Genomic DNA, 18810 nt, shown 5'->3' with positions numbered 1-18810 from the left:
TGGCCGGTTACCAGTTCTTCCAGTCGACGTTCCAACCACTCAGACCGTTGTCCGGCGACACCTCGGGGCCCTTGGACTTGACCACCGTGACCGGGTCGCCGACCAGCGAGGAGTGGAAGAACCTACCGGCGTTCGAGTTGTCGTTCCCGTAACGGGCGTCCGCCACACCGATGCAGCCGTGGCTGGCGTTGTAGGAGCCCATCGCGTCGGTGGCCCAGGAGTTGCCGTGGACGTACGTCCCGGTGTCGGTGAGCCGCATCGCGTGCGGCACGTCGGACAGGTCGTACGACTCCGCCGCGCTGACACCGCTGACGCCCTGGGAGCTCATCCTGGTGCGCTCGGCCTTCTCCTCGATCACCATGGTGCCGTTCCAGGAGTCGAAGCCCCGCTTGCCCGCGGTGATCGGGATCGTGTCGACCGTCTGACCGTCCTTGACGACCGTCATGGTGTCCTCGGAGGCGTCCACCGTGCTGCGCTGGTCGCGGCCGATGGTGAAGGTCTGGTCGCTGTCCACCCCGCCGTAGACGCCCGGGGCCACCTCGACACTCTTCAGCCGGTAGTGCGCGGTCACCTTGGTGCCCGGCTTCCAGAACTTCTCCGGGCGGAAGTCCACCCGGCTGTCGCCGAACCAGTGACCCTTGACCTTGGAGCCGTCCGAGGTCTCGAAGGTGACGGCCTTCTCCACCGCGGCCGTGTCCTTCACCGACTTGTGGAAGTTGAGCGAGACGATCATCCCGACGCCGTACTCGGCGCCGTTGTCGATGTTGTCGTACGGGCCCGCTTCCTTCTCCGGGGTGAGCGTGCCGAAGGTGCTCTCCGCCTGCGTGGACAGGCCGTTGGCGTCCGCCGCCTGGGCCCTCACCCGGTACTGCGAGGAGACCGACAGGCCCGCCGCCGGCACCCAGCCGGCGCCGTCCGCCGAGATCGCACCCGCGACCTCCTTGCCCGCCTGATCGGTCACCGTGACCTTGCTCAGCCTGCCGCCGGCCACCGCCACCTTGAGCACACCCTGCGGCTTCACATCCGTCGTGCCGCTCTTCGGCTCGATGGATATCTGCGCCGCCGACACCGTCGGCTTCGGCGCCCCCGCGACCTCGGTGGCCTGCCCCGAGGCCCCGCTCCCGCCGCCTGCGCTGCAGGCCGCGGTGGTCAGCACCAGTACCGTCGCGGCCAGCCCCCCGCGCATCACCTTCATGTCCCCGTCCCCCCTGTGAGTTGCCCTACCGACGAACCGACGAACTGCTGCGACTACCAGCTCTTCCAGTCGAGGTTCCAGCCGCTCAGACCGTTGTCGGGCTTGACGTCCTCGCCGACCGAGTTCTTGACCGTCACCACGTCGCCGATGATGGAGTCGGCGTAGAACTTGCCGGCCGAGGTGCTCTCGCCGCCCTGGTCACCGGGGGCGTCCTGGAGACCGATGCAGCCGTGGCTGACGTTCTCGTGCCCGAAGACGCTCGCGTCCGACCAGTTGTTGCCGTGCACATAGGTACCCGAGTCGGTCAGCCGCAGCGAGTGCGGGACGGGGTGCTTGTACGGCGAGCCCTCCAGGCCGGGAACGGTGGAGGAGTCCATGATCGCAGAGCCCTCGCGGGCCTCGATCACCATCGTGCCGTTGTAGGCGTTCCAGGACTTGGGCTCGGAGGCACCGGTGCTGATCGGGATGGTCTGTACCACCTTGCCGTCCTTCTCGACGGTCATCTGGTGGGTCGAGGCGTCGACCGTGCTCTCCTTGTCACGGCCGATGGTGAAGGTCTCGTCGCTGTCCACCCCGCCGTACACGTCGGGGGCGACCTCGACGCTCTTCAGCTTGTAGTGCACGGTGATCTTGGTGCCGGACTTCCAGAAGTGCTCGGGCCGGTAGTCCACCCGGCGGCTGCCGAACCAGTGCCCCTTGAGGACGGTGCCGTCCGAGATGTCGAAGGTGATGCCCTTCTCCACCGCCGCCTTGTCCTTGACGTCCTTGCCGAAGGAAAGCGAGATGATCATGCCGACGCCGTAGGTGCCGTTGTCGTCGACGTTGTCGTGCGGGTTGGCGGTCTTGGCGGGGGTGAGCGTGGTGAAGCTGCTGTCGGCGGTCGCCACCACGCCCTTGTCGTCCGCCGCCTGGGCGCTCACCTTGTACTGCGAGGAGACCGCCAGGCCGGCCGCGGGCACCCAGCCGGCGCCGTCCGCCGAGATCGCACCCGCGACCTCCTTGCCCGCCTGATCGGTCACCGTGACCTTGCTCAGCTTGCCGCCGGCCACCGCCACCTTGAGCGCGCCCTGCGGCTTCACATCCGTCGCACCGGCCTTCGGCTCGATGGATATCTGCGCCGCCGACACCGCGGCCTTGGACTCGGCCGGCTTGCCGCCGTCCGAGGAACCGCCCTTGCCGCTGCTGCTGCATGCGGTGGTCAGCGCCAGTGCGCCCCCAAGCAGTCCGGCCACCAGAGCCCTGCTCACCGACTTCACGTACGTCCCCCATCCCTGGATCCCAGCGGTATACACGTCGCATCCGCCCGATAAGTTGCGCCCGAAACGGGCAATCGAGTCACGAAAAGACAACGGCCCGGCCACTCGGAGGAGCGGCCGGGCCGTGCTGTCCGAGATGGCTGCCCGACTGTCACCAGCTGGCCCAGCTGAGGTTCCAACCGCTCAGCCCGTTGTCCGGCTGGACCGTTTTGCCCTTGGAGTTGACCACCTTCACCACATCGCCGATCAGCGAGTCCGCGAAGAACTTGCCGGCGACCGAGGCGTCTTCACCTCCCTTGGCGTCCTGCATCGAGATGCAGCCGTGGCTGGCGTTGGACTTGCCGAAGGAACTGCCCCAGTAGTTGCCGTGCACATAGGTGCCCGAGTTGGTGAGCCGCATCGCGTGCGGCACGTCCGAGATGTCGTACTCGGAGCCCTTGACGTTGGAGACGGTGGCGGAGTTCATCCGGGTCACCTTCTCCCTGCTGGAGATGACCATCGTGCCGTTCCAGGACGGGTTGTCGTCGTTCCCGGCCGTGATCGGGACGGTCTTCACCGTGGCACCGTCCTTCTGGACGGTCATCTGGTGGGTGGCCGCGTCGGCGGTGCTGATCTGCGAGCGGCCGATCGTGAACGGCTCGTCCCGGTCCACGTCGCCGTAGACCCCGGGCGCGACCTCGACGTTCTTCAGCCGGTACTTGACCGTCACCTTGGTGCCCGGCTTCCAGTACTTCTCCGGACGGAAGTCCAGGCGCTGGCCGCCGAACCAGTGGCCCTTCACCACGGTGCCGTTGTTGGTCTCGAACGCGATGTTCTTGACCACCTCGTCCTTGTTCTTGACCGGCTTGCTGAAGTTCACCGAGATGATCATGCCGACGCCGTAGGTGCCGTTGTCGGAGATGTTGTCGTTGGTGGAGACCGTCTTGGCCGGGGAGAGCGTGGTGAAGCTGCTGGTCGAGGCCGCGACCAGACCTGCGGAGTCCTTGGCCTGGGCGTTCACGGTGTAGACCGTGCCGACGCCGAGTGCGGCGCCGGGCTTCCAGCTCAGGCCGTCGGAGGCGATCTGTCCCGGCACCGCCTTGCCGTTCTTGTCGGTCATCTCGACGTTGGTCAGGGTGCCGCTGGCCACGGTGACCTGGAACCCGGCCGGAGTCACGTCGGTGGCACCGTCCTTGGCCGAGACCGTCAGCACGGCAGCCGAGGTCTTCGGCGCCGGAGTGGCATCGGCCCCGCCTCCGGCGGCGTCGCCCTTGGCCGAGGAGGTCGCCGAACCGCCCGAGCTGCAGGCCGCTCCGAGCAGCAGAACACCGCCCATGACCAGCGCGACACCGGCCCGACGGCCGGCCCTGCGGGCCCGGCTCCGTCCAGCGGCAGTGCGGGTCGTGTCTATCGCGGCGTCGACCGCCTGAACGGGCTCCACTGCTGCTCCCCTCCCGGTATCCATACCTGGTATACGCACTGTGACCCGGTTGGGTTGCACCGAGCCGGAGACTTCTGCCGCGCGCAGCCTTCGGGGCAGGACCTCGGTCGGGCGCGCCAGGTCAGGATAACTGGGCCGTCTGGGTGAATCCTGAGTGGAGGTCCTGCGTCGTCAGTGTGCGGATGTCCGGGCCGTCGGCTGCCACTGACCCCACGGCAGGTCCCAGCCGCCCAGTCCGTTGTCCGCGGACACGTGCTCGCCCTCCCTGGCGCGCACCTCGACCACGTCGCCGACCAGTGAGTGCCCGAAGAGCCAGCCCGCCGGACTGTCGGGCGAGCCGCCCTTCTCGTCCTCCAGGCCGATACAGCCGTGGCTGGTGTTGGCGCTGCCGAAGAGGTCCCTGGGCGACCAGTAGTTGCCGTGCACGAAGGTGCCGGACTGGGTGAGCCGCATCGCGTGCGGCACGTCCTTGATGTCGTACTCGTCGCCCAGGCCGACGGTCTGCGAGTTCATCCGGGTGACCTGGAACTTCTCCGAGATCACCATCGTGCCGAGGTAGGTGGGGTGGTCGGGGCCGCCGGCCGAGACCGGCATGGTGCGCAGCACCTGCCTGCCCTGGCGCACGGTCAGCATCCGGGTGTCCAGGTCGACCGTGCTGATCTGGGAGCGGCCGATGGTGAAGTGGACCTCCTTCTGCTGGGTGCCGTAGTCGCCGGGCGCGCCCTGCACGTCCTTGAGGTGCAGGGCGAGGGTGACCCTGGTGCCGGGCGTCCAGAACTTCTCGGGGCGGATGTCGATCCGCTGGTTGCCGAACCAGTGCTCGCCGAGCGGTACCGGCGGGTCTGAACTGACGGCGACGGCGCGCTCGACGGCGGCCCGGTCGGTGATCGGGCGGCTGAAGCGCAGCGAGAGGGGCATGCCCACGCCGACCGTGCTGCCGTCCTCGGGGGTGAAGAAGGCCGCGAAGGTGTGGGCGGAGGTGACGGTGGTGAAGGCGGTGTGGCTGACGGCCTTCAGGCCGTCGGCATCCTCGGCCACCACCTCCAGGGCGTAGGGGGTGGTCACGGCGAGTCCGGTGTCCGGGGTCCAGCTGGTGCCGTCGGGGCTGGTCCGGCCGGTCAGCAGGTTGCCCTTGCCGTCGGCGAGGCGGACGGAGGTCAGCCTGCCCTTCTCCACCGTCACCTTGACCGGGCCGTCCAGCGGGACGTTCTGGCTGCCGTCCGTCGGGCTGGTGGTGATCACCGCGCGGGAGACCGCCGGCGCCGACGCGCCGAGCGGAAAGCCGGAGCAGCCGGTGAGGAGGCAGAGCCCCAGAGTCGCCGCATACCGTGCCCAGACCCGTACTGCCGGGTGCATGTTCCGGCCCTCCCAGCTCAGTTGTTCTCGTCGGTTCCGACCGATGCCGGGCATAACGACCCGCATTGCCGGGTGGACACGAGGGAACGATTTCAACCAGCGGACGCCAGAAGGACTAACAGAGGGACAGAATCGTTCACAGTCCGTCATGGGGCACGCCATCACGTGACAGCGACAGCCGATCAGGGAAGAAGAGGGAGGCGGGGAACGGGACTCCCCGCGCTGGGAGGGTGCGGCATGGCGGCGTGGCAGGAGCAGGGGCAGCGGGAGACCCTTCGACGTACGCCCGCCCGAGCCCGCCCCGACGGCGCCGCCCCCGACCCCCTCACGGCCGCCCCCTGGCCGGGCAGCTGGCAGCCGCTCGGCGCCCGCTTCCGGATCGACCCGGCCGGCAACCGGGGCACCAACTTCGCGCTCTGGGCGGCCGGGGCCGAGGCCGTGGAACTCTGCCTCTTCGACGAACAGGGCCGGGAGACCAGACACCCGCTCACCGAACAGACCTTCCAGACCTGGCACGGCTATCTGCCCGGCGTGCTGCCCGGCACCCGCTACGGCTACCGGGTGCACGGCCGCTGGGACCCGTGGACGGGCGCCCGCTGGAACCCGGCCAAGCTGCTGCTCGACCCGTACGCCCGAGCCGTCGACGGCCACTACACCAGCCATGACGCCGTCTGCAGCGCCGTCCGCGGCTGGCCCGAGCGGGACGTCGGCGACACCGTACGGGACAACCGGGACTCCGCCCCCTATGTGCCCAAGGCCGTGGTGGTCCATGACGACGACGACTGGTACGACGACCAGCGGCCCAAGACCCCGTGGGCCGAGACCGTCCTGTACGAGCTGCACGTCCGGGGTTTCACCATGCGCCACCCCGGCGTCCCGCCCCAGCTGCGCGGGACCTACGCGGGGCTCGCCCACCCGGCCGCGCTGGAGCACCTGACGGGCCTCGGCGTCACCGCCGTCGAGCTGCTGCCCGTGCACCACCACGTCAGCGAGGACCACCTCCAGCAGCGCGGCCTCACCAACTACTGGGGCTACAACACCCTCGGCTACTTCGCCCCGCACGCCGGATACTCGGCGAGCGGCAGCCGGGGCCAGCAGGTCGGCGAGTTCAAACGGATGGTGCGCGCCCTGCACGCGGCCGGCATCGAGGTGATCCTCGACGTGGTCTACAACCACACCGCCGAGAGCGGCGTGATGGGTCCGGCCCTCTCACTGCGCGGCATCGACAACGGCGCCTACTACCGCCTCGACCGCAGCCGCCGCGGCTACGCCGACTACACCGGCTGCGGGAACACCCTGGACACCCGCCAACCGCACGTGGTCCGCCTGATCACCGACTCGCTGCGCTACTGGGTCACCGAGATGGGCGTGGACGGCTTCCGCTTCGACCTCGCCGCCGCGCTCGCCCGGGGCAGCGACGGCGTCGAGATGCACCACCCCTTCCTCGCCGCCGTCTCCCAGGACCCGCTGCTCAGCCGGGTCAAGCTGATCGCCGAGCCCTGGGACGTCGGACCCGGCGGCTACCAGGTCGGCGGCTTCCCACCGCTGTGGGCCGAATGGAACGACAAGTACCGCGACACCGTCCGCGACTTCTGGCGCGGCGCCCGACCCGATGTACGAGAGCTCGGCTACCGGCTCTCCGGCTCCTCCGACCTCTACCAGCGCGGCGGCCGCCGCCCGTACGCCTCCGTCAACTACATCACCGCCCACGACGGCTTCACCCTGCGCGACCTGGTCTCCTACCAGCGCAAGCACAACGAGGCCAACGGCGAGGACAACCGGGACGGCACGGACGACAACCGCTCCTGGAACTGCGGCGCCGAGGGCGAGAGCGCCGAAGGCGGCGTGCGTGAACTGAGGCACCGCCAACTGCGCAACATGCTCGCCACCCTGCTGCTCTCCACCGGTGTCCCGATGCTCACCGCGGGCGACGAGCTCGGCCGCACCCAGGGCGGCAACAACAACGCCTACTGCCAGGACAACGACACCAGTTGGCTGGACTGGTCGCTGCTGGAGGAGCCCGAGTGGCGGGCACTGCACCGGCTGACGGCCCGGCTGATCCGACTGCGCCGCGAGCACCCGGTACTGCGGCAGCGAGCCTTCTTCTCCGGCCGGGCCGCCGTCCCCGGAGGACAGCGCGACCTGGCCTGGTTCACCGCGCGCGGACGGGAGATGACCGAGGCCGACTGGTTCGCCCCGACGGCCGTCCTCGGCATGCTGCTCTCCGGCACCGCGATGTCCGAACGCGACGCGCACGGCTGCGAACTGACCGACGGCAGCTTCCTGCTGCTGCTCAACGCCGGCGACCGGCCGGTCCCCTTCACCCTCCCCGGCGAGCCCTGGGCCTCGGCCTACCGCACCCTGGTGGACACCGCCACCGACGACCCGCCCGGGGCCCGGCACCCCGCGCTCACCGCCGTCACACTGAGCGGACGCTCACTGCAACTTCTGCAAACGCCCGCCGTGCCGTGACGGGCCGGTCCCGCTCATGGCCGATTCCGGCTGTCAGGGGCAAAAACCGGATGATAAATGTCAACTGCCCCGCCTACCCTCACGGCGATGGCCACGAACCAGAATCCCGTCCCCATACGCCGGTCCACGGTGCGCTCGCTGCTGCGGCTGTGGCCCTACGCGCGCGAAGTCCGCTGGCGGATCGCCGCTTCGGTCGCCGCCGCGCTCATCGCCTCCGTCAGCGTGCTGGTGGTCCCGCTGGTACTCCGCAGCATCGTGGACGGCCCGATCGCCGACCACGACCTGAACGCGCTCTGGCCGCTCGCCGGACTGCTCCTGCTGCTCGGCCTGATCGAGGCGGGCCTGTTCGGTGTCCGGCGGGTGATCGTGGCCCGCCCGCTCGCCCGGGTGGAGAGCGCCATGCGTGGCGACCTCTACGCCAAGCTCCAGCGCCTGCCGATCTCCTTCCACGACCGCTGGCCGTCGGGGCAGTTGCTCTCCCGGGCCACCTCCGACATGTTCACCATGCGGCTCTTCCTGGCCTTCCCCATCGTCTTCCTGATCGTCAACTCCCTGGTCTTCCTGACCGGTTCGGCACTGATGTTCGCCCTGGACTGGCGGCTCGGCCTGATCGCCCTGCTGCCCATGCTGCCGCTGATGCTGCTCACCCGTCACTTCGAGCGCAGTTACGCCGCCATCGCCCGCCGCGCCCAGGACCAGAACGGCGATCTGGCCACCGTGATCGAGGAGTCCATCCTCGGCATCCGGATCCTCAAGGCGTTCGGCCGCCACCGCACCATGGCCGAGCGCTTCCGGCAGCAGAGCCGCGAACTGCGCGGCACGGAGCTGGAGAAGGCCGATATGCTGGCCAATCTGTGGGCCGTGATCACCGGCCTGCCGGAACTCGCCCTCGGCTGCGCCCTCGCGGTCGGCGCCGTCCGGGTGGCCAACGACGAGCTGACCACCGGAACCCTGGTCGCCTTCCTCTCCACCGCGCTCGCGCTGCGCTGGCCGGTCGAGTCGCTCGGCTGGCTGCTCGCCTACGCCAACGAGGCCGCCACCGCGACGGACCGCTTCTTCGAGGTGCTGGACGAGCCCGAGCACCCCGAACAGCCCCTGGGACTCCCCGTCGTGGCCGACGAGGGCATCCGGTTCACCGGCGTCCACTTCCGCTACCCGGACGCCCCCGCCGACTCCCCCGACCTGCTGCGCGGTATCGACCTGCACATCCGGCGCGGCGAGACGCTGGCCCTGGTCGGCGCCACCGGCAGCGGCAAGACCACCCTCACCGCGCTGCTCCCCCGCCTCTACGAGGCCACCGGGGGCCGGATCACCCTGGACGGCCGGGACATCCGGGACATCCCCCGCCACCGGCTGCGCGAACTGGTCTCGGTCGCCTTCGAGGAACCGACCCTGTTCTCCGCCTCCGTCCGGGAGAACGTGCTGATGGGCTCCCCCGACGCCACCGCCGAGCAGCTCGACGCCGCCCTGGCCACGGCTCAGGCGGGCTTTGTCGAGCGGCTCCCCGCCGGGGTCGAGACCCAGGTCGGCGAGCAGGGACTGAGCCTGTCCGGCGGTCAGCGCCAACGCCTGGCACTGGCCCGCGCGGTGGTCGGCGAGCCCGGCTTCCTGGTGCTGGACGACCCGCTCTCGGCCCTGGACGTGCACACCGAGGCCCTGGTCGAGCAGGCGCTCCGTCAGGTGCTCGGCGGGACAACCGCACTGGTGGTGGCACACCGCCCGAGCACCGTACTGCTCGCCGACCGGGTCGCCGTCCTGGACGAGGGCCGGATCACCGCCGTCGGTACCCACCAGGAGCTGATGAAGAGCTCGCCGACCTACCGCGAGCTGATGTCGGGCGAGTCCGCTTCGACGCTCGAAGGGAGCCCTGCCCGATGACCACCATTGTCGAGCCCGCCAAGCCGGCCGAGCCGGACGAGCCTGCCAAGAGCCCCGCCGAGGCCGACGAACTCCCGTCGCCCGGCGAGGACGAGGACATCCCCGTCCCGCCCGGCGCCGCCCGCGCCCTGCTGCGTGAACTGCTCGGCCCGCACCGCCGCCGGATCGCCTTCGCGATGCTGGTGGTGCTGGTGCAGCAGGCCGCGCTGCAGTCGGGGCCGCTGCTGGTCGCCTTCGCGATGGACCGGGGCATCCCGGCGCTGCGCGACCACGACAGCGGCCCGCTAATCGCGGTGGTCGCCGCCTATCTCGGCTGCGGCGCCCTGAGCACCGTGCTCCAGCGGATGTTCATCCGCCTCAGCGGCCGGATCAACCAGGACATCCTGCTCGACCTGCGCGGCCGGATCTTCCGGCACGCCCAGCGGCTCAGCCTGGACTTCCACGAGCGCTACACCTCCGGCCGGATCATCTCCCGGGCGACCAGCGACGTGGACGCCCTGCGCGAACTGCTCTCCGAGGGGCTCCAGGAGCTGCTGACGGTGATCCTGTCGGTCTGTTACATCAGCGTGGTGCTGGTGGTGATGGACTGGCGCCTCGGCCTGGCGGCCCTGATCTCCTTCCTGCCGATGTACCTGAGCATCCGTTCGTTCCGGCGCCGCTCGCTGCGGGTCTACCGCCGGTCGCGGACGGCCGTCGCCGGGGTGATCGTCAAGTTCAGCGAGACCATGAACGGCATCCGCCCGGTGCAGGCCTTCCGCCGCGAGGCCGCCAACAACGAGTCCTTCGGCACGGTCAACCGCCAGTCCGCCATCGCCACGGCGGACGGCCTGCTGGAGATGGCCAGATACGTCGGCGTCTCCCGGGCCGTCGCCAACACCTGGATCACCGGTGTCGTGGTGCTCGGCGCCTTCCTGGTCGACGACGGCAGCCTGGCGCTGGGCGTGCTCACCGCCTTCGTGCTCTACCTGCGGCGGCTGTACGACCCGATCGACCAGCTGGCGATGTTCCTGAACAGCTACCAGTCGGCCGCCGCCGCCCTGGAGAAGATGGCCGGACTGCTGGCGCACGAGCCGACCGTCGCCGAGCCCACCGAGCCGAAGGAACTGCCGGCCGGCCCGGAGGCGGGCGGACGAGCAGCGGGCAAGGGCCGCGAGGTGTCCTTCGAGCAGGTCCGCTTCGCCTACCGGACGGGGAAGGAGGTACTGCCTCCCTTCGACCTCGTGCTGCCGGCCGGACAGACCACCGCCGTGGTGGGCGCGACCGGTGCGGGCAAGTCCACCCTGGCCAAACTGCTGGCCCGGTTCTACGACCCGACCAGCGGCCGGGTCACCCTGGACGGCGTGGACGTGCGCGACCTCTCCACCACCGAACTCCGGCGCGGGGTGGTCATGGTGACGCAGGAGTCCTTCCTGTTCTCCGGCACGGTCGCCGAGAACATCGCCATCGGCAGGCCCGGAGCCTCCCGCGAGGAGGTCGAGCAGGCTGCCAGGGAGATCGGCGCGTACGAGTTCATCGCGGCGCTGCCCGACGGCTTCGACACCGACGTCCGCAAGCGCGGCGGCCGGATCTCCGCGGGGCAGCGCCAGTTGGTGGCCTTCGCCCGCGCACTGCTCGCCGACCCCGCGGTGCTGATCCTGGACGAGGCCACCTCCTCGCTGGACGTCCCGGGCGAGCAGGCGGTGCAGCGTGCGATGCGTACGGTGCTGGCGGGCCGAACGGCCGTGATCATCGCGCACCGGCTCTCCACGGTGGAGATCGCCGACCGCGTACTGGTGATGGACCAGGGCCGGATCGTCGAGGACGGCACCCCGGCCGACCTGATCAGCGGCCAGGGCCGATTCGCCAACCTCCACCAAGCCTGGCGCGAAAGCCTGGTCTGACACCCCCCGGGAGTGCGCACGACAAGGCTGACCCCGAGGGGCGCGGCTCGGTCGCGCACAGCCGACCCGCGCCCCTAATGCGCTGCCGCCGCAGTAGAGCGTTCAGCGCAAGGGGCCGGTGTCCATTCCCGAGGTCTCCGCCGGGAGGGCGATCAGGCCAGGCTCGGCCGGGGAGGCGAGCAGGCGGTGGGTGGGCAGGACTCGCACGGTGTAGCCGAACGGGCCGGTGCGGCAGAGTTCGAGCGAGCCCTCGTAGCGCTGGCGGCCGTCCAGGTCCGGGCCGCCGGCGGGCTTGAGCAGCAGGACCAGGCCGTCCGAGATCGCATCGCTCTCGTCCACCCGCCCGGAGACCACCTGGACCTCCACGTCGGAGGGCTCCAGCGCCCCGAGCGAGACCTGCACCCGGAGCATGAGCGTGGAGCCCAGCTCCTGGGCCTCGGCCAGCCCTTCGGCCTCGACGTGTTCCACCCGCACGGCCGGCCAGCCCTCCCGGACCCTGGCCTTCCACTCCGCCAGCTCCCGGGCCCCGGCGTTCGCGGCCTCCCCTGGTGCCTCGGCCAGCTCCCGCCGGGCCACGGCCGCCGGTGCGTACAGCCGCTCGACGTACTCCCTGACCATCCGCCCGGCCAGTACCTTCGGGCCGAGGGTGACGAGGGTGTGCCGGACCATGGCGATCCAGCGGTGCGGCAGCCCGTCCGCGCCCCGGTCGTAGAACCGGGCGGCGACCTGGTGCTCGATCAGGTCGTAGAGCGCGGCGGCCTCGATGTCGTCCCGCCGCTCGGCCTCGACGCTGTCCGGGTCGAGGGTGCCGCCGACGCCGTCGGCGGTGGGGATGGCCCAGCCGTTCTGGCCGTCGTACCACTCGTCCCACCAGCCGTCCAGGATGGAGAGGTTGAGGCAGCCGTTGAGGGCCGCCTTCATCCCGGAGGTGCCGCATGCCTCCAGCGGGCGGAGCGGGTTGTTCAGCCAGACGTCGCAGCCCGGGTAGAGGTGCTGGGCCATGGCCATGTCGTAGTCGGGCAGGAAGACGATCCGGTGGCGTACCGCCGGGTCGTCGGCGAAGGCGACCAGCTGCTGGATCAGCCGCTTGCCGCCGTCGTCGGCCGGGTGGGCCTTGCCGGCGACCACGATCTGCACCGGCCTGGTCGGGTGCAGCAGCAGCTCCCGCAGCCTGGTCTGGTCGCGCAGCATCAGGGTGAGCCGCTTGTAGGAGGGGACGCGCCGGGCGAAGCCGATGGTGAGCACGTCCGGGTCGAGGGCGGCGCCCACCCAGCCGAGCTCGGCGTCGCCCGCGCCGCGCTGGCGCCAGGAGGCGCGCAGCCGGTGGCGGGCCTCCTCGACCAGCTGGCCGCGCAGGGTACGGCGCAGTTCCCAGATCTCGGCGTTGCCGATCCGCTCCAGGTCCGTCCAGCGCTTGGCCTCGCCGGTCATCATGGCGTCCTCGGCGCGTTCCAGGCCGAGTTCGGTGGCGCCGAGCCTGACCACGGCCGGGTCGATCCAGGTGGGGGCGTGGACGCCGTTGGTGATCGAGGTGATCGGCACCTCGGTGGCGTCGAAGCCCGGCCAGAGCCCGTTGAACATGGACCTGCTGACCTCGCCGTGCAGGGTGGAGACGCCGTTCGCCCGCTGGGCCAGGCGCAGGCCCATCGCGGCCATGTTGAACAGCTTGGGGTCCCCGTCCGCCCAGGTCTCGGCACCGAGGGCGAGCACCTGCTCGACGGGCACCCCGGCGAGCGCGGCGTCGCCGCTGAAGTGACGGGCCACCAGGTCGCGGTCGAAGCGGTCGATCCCGGCGGGTACGGGGGTGTGGGTGGTGAAGACCGTACCGGCCCGGACGGCCTCCAGGGCGGCGGCGAAGTCCAGTCCCGGGGAGTCGGCCCCCTTCTCCCGCTCGGTGACGAGCTCGCGGATCCGCTCGACGCCGAGGAAGCCGGCGTGGCCCTCGTTGGTGTGGAAGACCTCGGGCTCGGGGTGGCCGGTGAGCCGGCAGTACGTCCGCACGGCGCGGACGCCGCCGATGCCGAGCAGCATCTCCTGGAGCAGCCGGTGCTCGCTGCCGCCGCCGTAGAGGCGGTCGGTGACGTTGCGGTCGGCGGCGCTGTTGGGCTCGATGTCGGAGTCGAGCAGCAGCAGTGGCACCCGCCCGACCTGGGCCTTCCAGATGTGGGCGGCAAGGGTGCGCCCGGCCGGGAGGGCCAGGTCGACCCGGCAGGGGCTGCCGTCGCTCTCCCGGAGCAGACTGACGGCCAGCTCGTCCGGGTCGAGCAGCGGGTAGCGCTCCTGCTGCCAGCCGTCGCGCGAGAGCGACTGGCGGAAGTAGCCGTGCCGGTAGAACAGGCCGACGCCGATGATCGGTGCCCCGAGGTCGCTGGCGGCCTTGAGATGGTCGCCCGCCAGGATGCCGAGGCCGCCGGAGTACTGGGGCAGCGCGGCGGCGATGCCGTACTCGGGCGAGAAGTAGGCGATGGCGGCGGGCAGCGGGCCGCTGCCGTCGCCGGGTGACCGGGCGGACTGGTACCAGCGCGGGCCGGTCAGGTAGTCGCGCAGGTCGTCGTGGAGGTCGCCGAGTCTGCGCAGGAAGCGGCGGTCGGCCGCCAGCGCGGCCAGCCGTGTCGCCGGGACCTCGCCGAGCAACCGCACCGGGTCCTCGCCGACCGCGGCCCAGACCTCGGGATCGACGGAGCGGAAGAGCTCCCTCGTCTCCGGGTGCCAGGACCAGCGGAGGTTGAGCGCGAGTTCGTGCAGCGGCTGGAGTTGTTCGGGCAGGACGGTGCGGACGGTGAATCTGCGGATTGCCTTCACGCCGTGAAGCCTAGACCCCGGAAAGGTGGTGATGGACCGTCAACTGTCGTAGTGCGCACCCGTTCGGGCTATTGGTGAGATCACATTCGGCGCACTCGGCCGTACAGGGGGCGCACAGGGGCGCAAACGACCTGCTGGACGCGCTCCTGGCGCGTGAACAGTCGGGAACAGCTACGTTTCCGCTGGCCGATATGCCCCTGCCTACCGTCCGAAATCGCGCGCTTACCCATACGCAGGGCTTGCCGGTGGTGCGAGGATGCACAAAGGTCGTTGGTACCGCGGGGAGTGCGATCCGGGTGGCGCCTCCCTGCTGCCCCACGGCCGGAAAACTCTTGCGTTGACGAACCATCACAGCCTTCTTCGCCCATTCGGCCTCAGCCGCGGTCCTCACGCGTGTCCTGGCCCTCCGTTCGCTCGTTCTCGAGTGGGCTGGGTCGCTCCGGGGCGTGCTCCGAGGACTGCGTGCCGGGACGCGCGCACGGCGGCGCGGGCAGTTCTTCCGGCCGTACGTCCTCCCTCACCCATGCAGTTTCCCCGGTACTCCCCTTGGCTCCGCACCGGCCTGCGGGAGCTGCCGCCGATCTCGGGCAGGAGTTTGGCATGCACGGCGACACGCGGGACCAGTCCATCTCGGTGGCGGGCGAGCCCGACACCCCCTCCGAAGCGGAGCCGCCACTGCCGGCCCCACGCGCGGCGACCCGCCGGACTCCTGACCGTCAGACTGCGGCCGACAGGACCGCCACCCCCCGCAGGGCCGGCAAGACCACCACCCCCCGGAAGGCAACCTCCCGAAGGGCTCCAGCCCGCAAGACGACAGAGAGCGACACCGTGATCGGCCGCATCCCCGTCCTGGACGTCACCCCGCTGATCGACGCCGGGCGCCGCCCGGCCAAGGCCGTGGTCGGCGAGAGCTTCCTGGTCACGGCCACCGTCTTCCGTGAGGGCCATGACGCGGTCAACGCCAATGTGGTCCTGCGCGACCCGCGCGGCCGCAGCGGCCCGTGGACGCCGATGCGCGAGCTGGCGCCCGGTACCGACCGCTGGGGCGCGCATGTCGCCCCGAGCGCCCCGGGGCGCTGGTCGTACCTGGTGGAAGCCTGGGCCGACCCGGTGGCGAGCTGGCGCAAGACGGCCTCGGTGAAGCTCCCTGCCGGGATCGACACGGCGCTCGTGCTTGAGGAGGGCGCGCAACTGCTCGAACGCGCCGCCGGTGGTGTGCCGAAGAAGGAGGGGCGCGCGCTGGTCCTGGCCGCGGTGGACGCGCTGCGCGATCCCGGACTGCCCCCGCTCAGCCGCCTGGCCGCCGCCCTCGCCCCCGAGGTGACGGACCGGCTGGCCCGCTACCCGCTGCGCGAGCTGGTGAGCGCCTCCCGCCCGCTGCCGCTCCAGGTGGACCGCCCCCGGGCGCTGTTCGGGTCCTGGTACGAGTTCTTCCCGCGCTCCGAAGGCGCCGTGGTGGACCCGGACGGCAACCTTCCGCCGGTCTCCGGCACCTTCCGCACGGCCGCCGAGCGGCTGCCCGCGATCGCCGCGATGGGCTTCGACGTCGTCTATCTGCCCCCGATCCACCCGATCGGCCGCGCCTATCGCAAGGGCCCCGACAACACCCTGACCGCCGGTCGGCACGACGTCGGCTCGCCCTGGGCGATCGGCTCCCCCGAGGGCGGCCACGACGCCGTCCACCCCGACCTGGGCACCGTCGAGGACTTCGACCACTTCGTCTCGGAGGCGAGCGCCCTCGGGCTGGAAGTCGCCCTCGACTTCGCCCTCCAGTGCTCCCCCGACCACCCCTGGGTCAACAAGCATCCCGAGTGGTTCACCCATCGGGCCGACGGCACCATCGCCTACGCCGAGAACCCGCCCAAGAAGTACCAGGACATCTACCCGGTCAACTTCGACCAGGACTTCGACGGCCTGGTCAAGGAGACCCTGCGGGTGCTGCGCCACTGGATGGCCCACGGGGTGCGGATCTTCCGGGTCGACAACCCCCACACCAAACCGGTGGTGTTCTGGGAGAAGGTCCTCGGCGACATCGCCCGTACCGACCCCGACGTACTGTTCCTCGCCGAGGCGTTCACCCGGCCCGCGATGATGCACACCCTGGGGAAGATCGGCTTCCACCAGTCCTACACGTACTTCACCTGGCGCAACACCAAGCAGGAACTCACCGAGTACCTCACCGAACTGGCCGACGAGACCGCCGCGTACATGCGCCCCAACTTCTTCGCCAACACCCCCGACATCCTGCCCGGGTATCTGCAGACCGGCGGCAGGGCCGCCTTCGCCGTACGCGCCGCGCTCGCCGCCACCCTCGCCCCCACCTGGGGCATCTACGCGGGCTACGAGCACTACGAGAACGAGCCCGCCCACCCCGGGTCCGAGGAGTACCTGCACTCGGAGAAGTACGAGCTGCGCCCACGCGACTGGAACAGCCCCGACACCCTGGCCCCGCTGATCACCACCCTCAACCGGCTGCGGCGCCGGCACCCCTCCCTCCAGCAGCTGCGGAACATCACCTTCCACCCCACCGACAACGACCGCATCCTCGCGTACTCGAAGAAGGCCACCACCACCGACGGCCTGGTCGACCACGTCATCACCGTGGTCAACCTCGATCCGCACCATGCCCAGGAAGCCACCATCACCCTCGAAGGCGACCACAGCCTGAGCGTGCACGACGAACTCACCGGCGCCGCCTACACCTGGGCGAGGCACAACTACGTCCGACTCGACCCCACCACGGGCCCGGCCCACATCCTCACGGTTCGGAGGAACCCTCAGTGACAGTCAACGAGCCCGTCGCCGACACCTTCGCCGAAACCTCCCCCAAGAACCTCGACCCCGAGTGGTTCAAACGCGCGGTCTTCTACGAAGTCCTGGTCCGCTCCTTCCAGGACAGCAACGGCGACGGGGTCGGCGACCTCAAGGGGCTCACCTCCAAGCTGGACTACCTGCAGTGGCTGGGCGTGGACTGCCTCTGGCTGCCGCCGTTCTTCGCGTCCCCGCTGCGCGACGGCGGCTACGACGTGGCCGACTACAAGTCGGTGCTGCCGGAGTTCGGCGACCTGGCCGACTTCGTCGAGTTCGTGGACGCCGCCCACGCCCGCGGCATGCGCGTGATCATCGACTTCGTGATGAACCACACCAGCGACCAGCACCCGTGGTTCCAGGCCTCCCGCAGCGACCCTGACGGACCGTACGGCGACTTCTACGTATGGGCGGACGACGACAAGCAGTACCCCGACGCCCGGATCATCTTCGTCGACACCGAGAGCAGCAACTGGACCTACGACCCGGTCCGCAAGCAGTACTTCTGGCACCGCTTCTTCTCCCACCAGCCGGACCTGAACTACGACAACCCCCGGGTCCAGGAGGAGATGATCGCCGGGCTGCGGTTCTGGCTGGACCTCGGCATCGACGGCTTCCGCCTGGACGCGGTGCCGTACCTCTTCGCCCGCGAGGGCACCAACTGCGAGAACCTGCCGGAGACTCACACCTTCCTGCAGCGGGTCCGCAAGGAGATCGACGCCGACTACCCGGACACCGTGCTGCTCGCCGAGGCCAACCAGTGGCCCGAGGACGTGGTGGACTACTTCGGCGACTTCGCCTCCGGCGGCGACGAGTGCCACATGGCGTTCCACTTCCCGGTGATGCCACGGATCTTCATGGCCGTGCGCCGCGAGAGCCGCTACCCGGTCTCCGAGATCCTCGCCAAGACGCCGACCATCCCGGCCGGCTGCCAGTGGGGCATCTTCCTGCGCAACCACGACGAGTTGACCCTGGAGATGGTCACCGACGAGGAGCGCGACTACATGTACGCGGAGTACGCCAAGGACCCCCGGATGCGCGCCAATGTGGGCATCCGGCGGCGGCTCGCCCCGCTGCTGGAGAACGACCGCAACCAGATCGAGCTGTTCACCGCGCTACTGCTCTCGCTACCGGGATCCCCGGTGCTCTACTACGGCGACGAGATCGGCATGGGCGACAACATCTGGCTGGGCGACCGGGACGGCGTCCGAACACCCATGCAGTGGACGCCCGACCGCAACGCGGGTTTCTCCTCCGCCGACCCGGGCAGGCTCAGTCTGCCGCCCATCATGGATCCGGTGTACGGCTACCAGGTGACCAACGTCGAAGCACAGCAGAGCAGTTCGTCCTCTCTGCTGCACTGGACGCGTCGCATGATCGAGATCCGGAAGCTCAACCCTGCGTTCGGCCTCGGCAGCTACACCGAGCTGCCCTCCAGCAACCCCGCGGTGCTGGCCTTCGTGCGCGAGTACGAGGGCGACCTGGTCATGTGCGTGAACAACTTCTCGCGGTTCGCGCAGCCGACCGAACTGGACCTGCGACGGTACGGAGGGCGGTACCCGGTCGAGTTGATCGGCGGCGTGCGCTTCCCGTCCATCGGCGAGTGGCCCTACCTGCTCACCCTGGCCGGGCACGGCTTCTACTGGTTCCAACTGCGCAACCCCCGCGCCGCATAACGCTCGTGAGAACGGCGGCCGGCCGAGCACTCCCCGCGCGAACGGGGATGGGCCCGGTCGCGAAGTA

The 18810-nt window shown here is 70.2% G+C and carries 10 protein-coding genes; 5 read left to right on the top strand and 5 right to left on the bottom strand.

The genetic code is table 11. The features are described 5' to 3' along the window. Positions 1 to 7: 7 nt before the first annotated feature. From P3T39_RS24840 to P3T39_RS24825, 4 genes are all read right to left on the bottom strand, one after another. The gene (locus P3T39_RS24840) at positions 8 to 1195 is read right to left on the bottom strand and encodes an Ig-like domain-containing protein (RefSeq protein ID WP_280701141.1); all 1188 of its coding nucleotides are present in this window, start codon (positions 1193 to 1195) and stop codon (positions 8 to 10) included. A 53-nt stretch (positions 1196 to 1248) separates the two neighbouring features. Beyond that, entirely contained in the window at positions 1249 to 2451 is a 1203-nt protein-coding gene (locus P3T39_RS24835; RefSeq protein ID WP_280701140.1) for an Ig-like domain-containing protein, read from the bottom strand. A gap of 151 nt (positions 2452 to 2602) precedes the next feature. Next, positions 2603 to 3871 (bottom strand): Ig-like domain-containing protein, encoded by a 1269-nt coding sequence (locus tag P3T39_RS24830; protein WP_280701139.1) that lies wholly within the window; start codon positions 3869 to 3871, stop codon positions 2603 to 2605. Positions 3872 to 4042: 171 nt separating this feature from the next. Then, entirely contained in the window at positions 4043 to 5227 is a 1185-nt protein-coding gene (locus P3T39_RS24825) for an Ig-like domain-containing protein (RefSeq protein ID WP_280701138.1), read from the bottom strand. Between the two features lie 237 nt (positions 5228 to 5464). On the opposite strand from P3T39_RS24825, the gene glgX reads away from it, so the two are divergent. From glgX to P3T39_RS24810, 3 genes are all read left to right on the top strand, one after another. Next, a complete protein-coding gene (glgX, locus tag P3T39_RS24820; protein ID WP_280701137.1) occupies positions 5465 to 7699 on the top strand; it encodes a glycogen debranching protein GlgX in 2235 nt (744 codons plus the stop codon). 87 nt (positions 7700 to 7786) lie between these two features. Then, positions 7787 to 9577, top strand: a complete 1791-nt coding sequence (locus P3T39_RS24815) for an ABC transporter ATP-binding protein (protein ID WP_280701136.1) — start codon at positions 7787 to 7789, stop codon at positions 9575 to 9577. Further along, on the top strand, positions 9574 to 11457 hold the full coding sequence (locus tag P3T39_RS24810) for an ABC transporter ATP-binding protein (RefSeq protein ID WP_280701135.1): 1884 nt from the start codon (positions 9574 to 9576) through the stop codon (positions 11455 to 11457). The genes P3T39_RS24815 and P3T39_RS24810 overlap by 4 nt, the downstream gene beginning before the upstream one ends. A gap of 102 nt (positions 11458 to 11559) precedes the next feature. On the opposite strand, the gene glgP is transcribed toward P3T39_RS24810, so the two are convergent. Then, the gene (glgP, locus tag P3T39_RS24805; RefSeq protein ID WP_280701134.1) at positions 11560 to 14259 is read right to left on the bottom strand and encodes an alpha-glucan family phosphorylase; all 2700 of its coding nucleotides are present in this window, start codon (positions 14257 to 14259) and stop codon (positions 11560 to 11562) included. Positions 14260 to 15087: 828 nt separating this feature from the next. On the opposite strand from glgP, the gene P3T39_RS24800 reads away from it, so the two are divergent. Both P3T39_RS24800 and treS read left to right on the top strand, forming a co-directional pair. Next, on the top strand, positions 15088 to 17043 hold the full coding sequence (locus P3T39_RS24800; RefSeq protein ID WP_280701156.1) for an alpha-1,4-glucan--maltose-1-phosphate maltosyltransferase: 1956 nt from the start codon (positions 15088 to 15090) through the stop codon (positions 17041 to 17043). Continuing rightward, positions 17040 to 18743: a maltose alpha-D-glucosyltransferase gene (treS, locus tag P3T39_RS24795; RefSeq protein WP_280701133.1), complete on the top strand. Its 1704-nt coding sequence runs from the start codon at positions 17040 to 17042 to the stop codon at positions 18741 to 18743. Before P3T39_RS24800 ends, treS begins: the two co-directional genes overlap by 4 nt. Positions 18744 to 18810 lie beyond the last annotated feature (67 nt).

The sequence above is a fragment of the Kitasatospora sp. GP82 genome (assembly GCF_029892105.1).
In the GTDB taxonomy this organism is placed as follows: Bacteria; Actinomycetota; Actinomycetes; order Streptomycetales; family Streptomycetaceae; genus Kitasatospora.
This window is presented reverse-complemented; position numbering and strand designations above follow the sequence as displayed.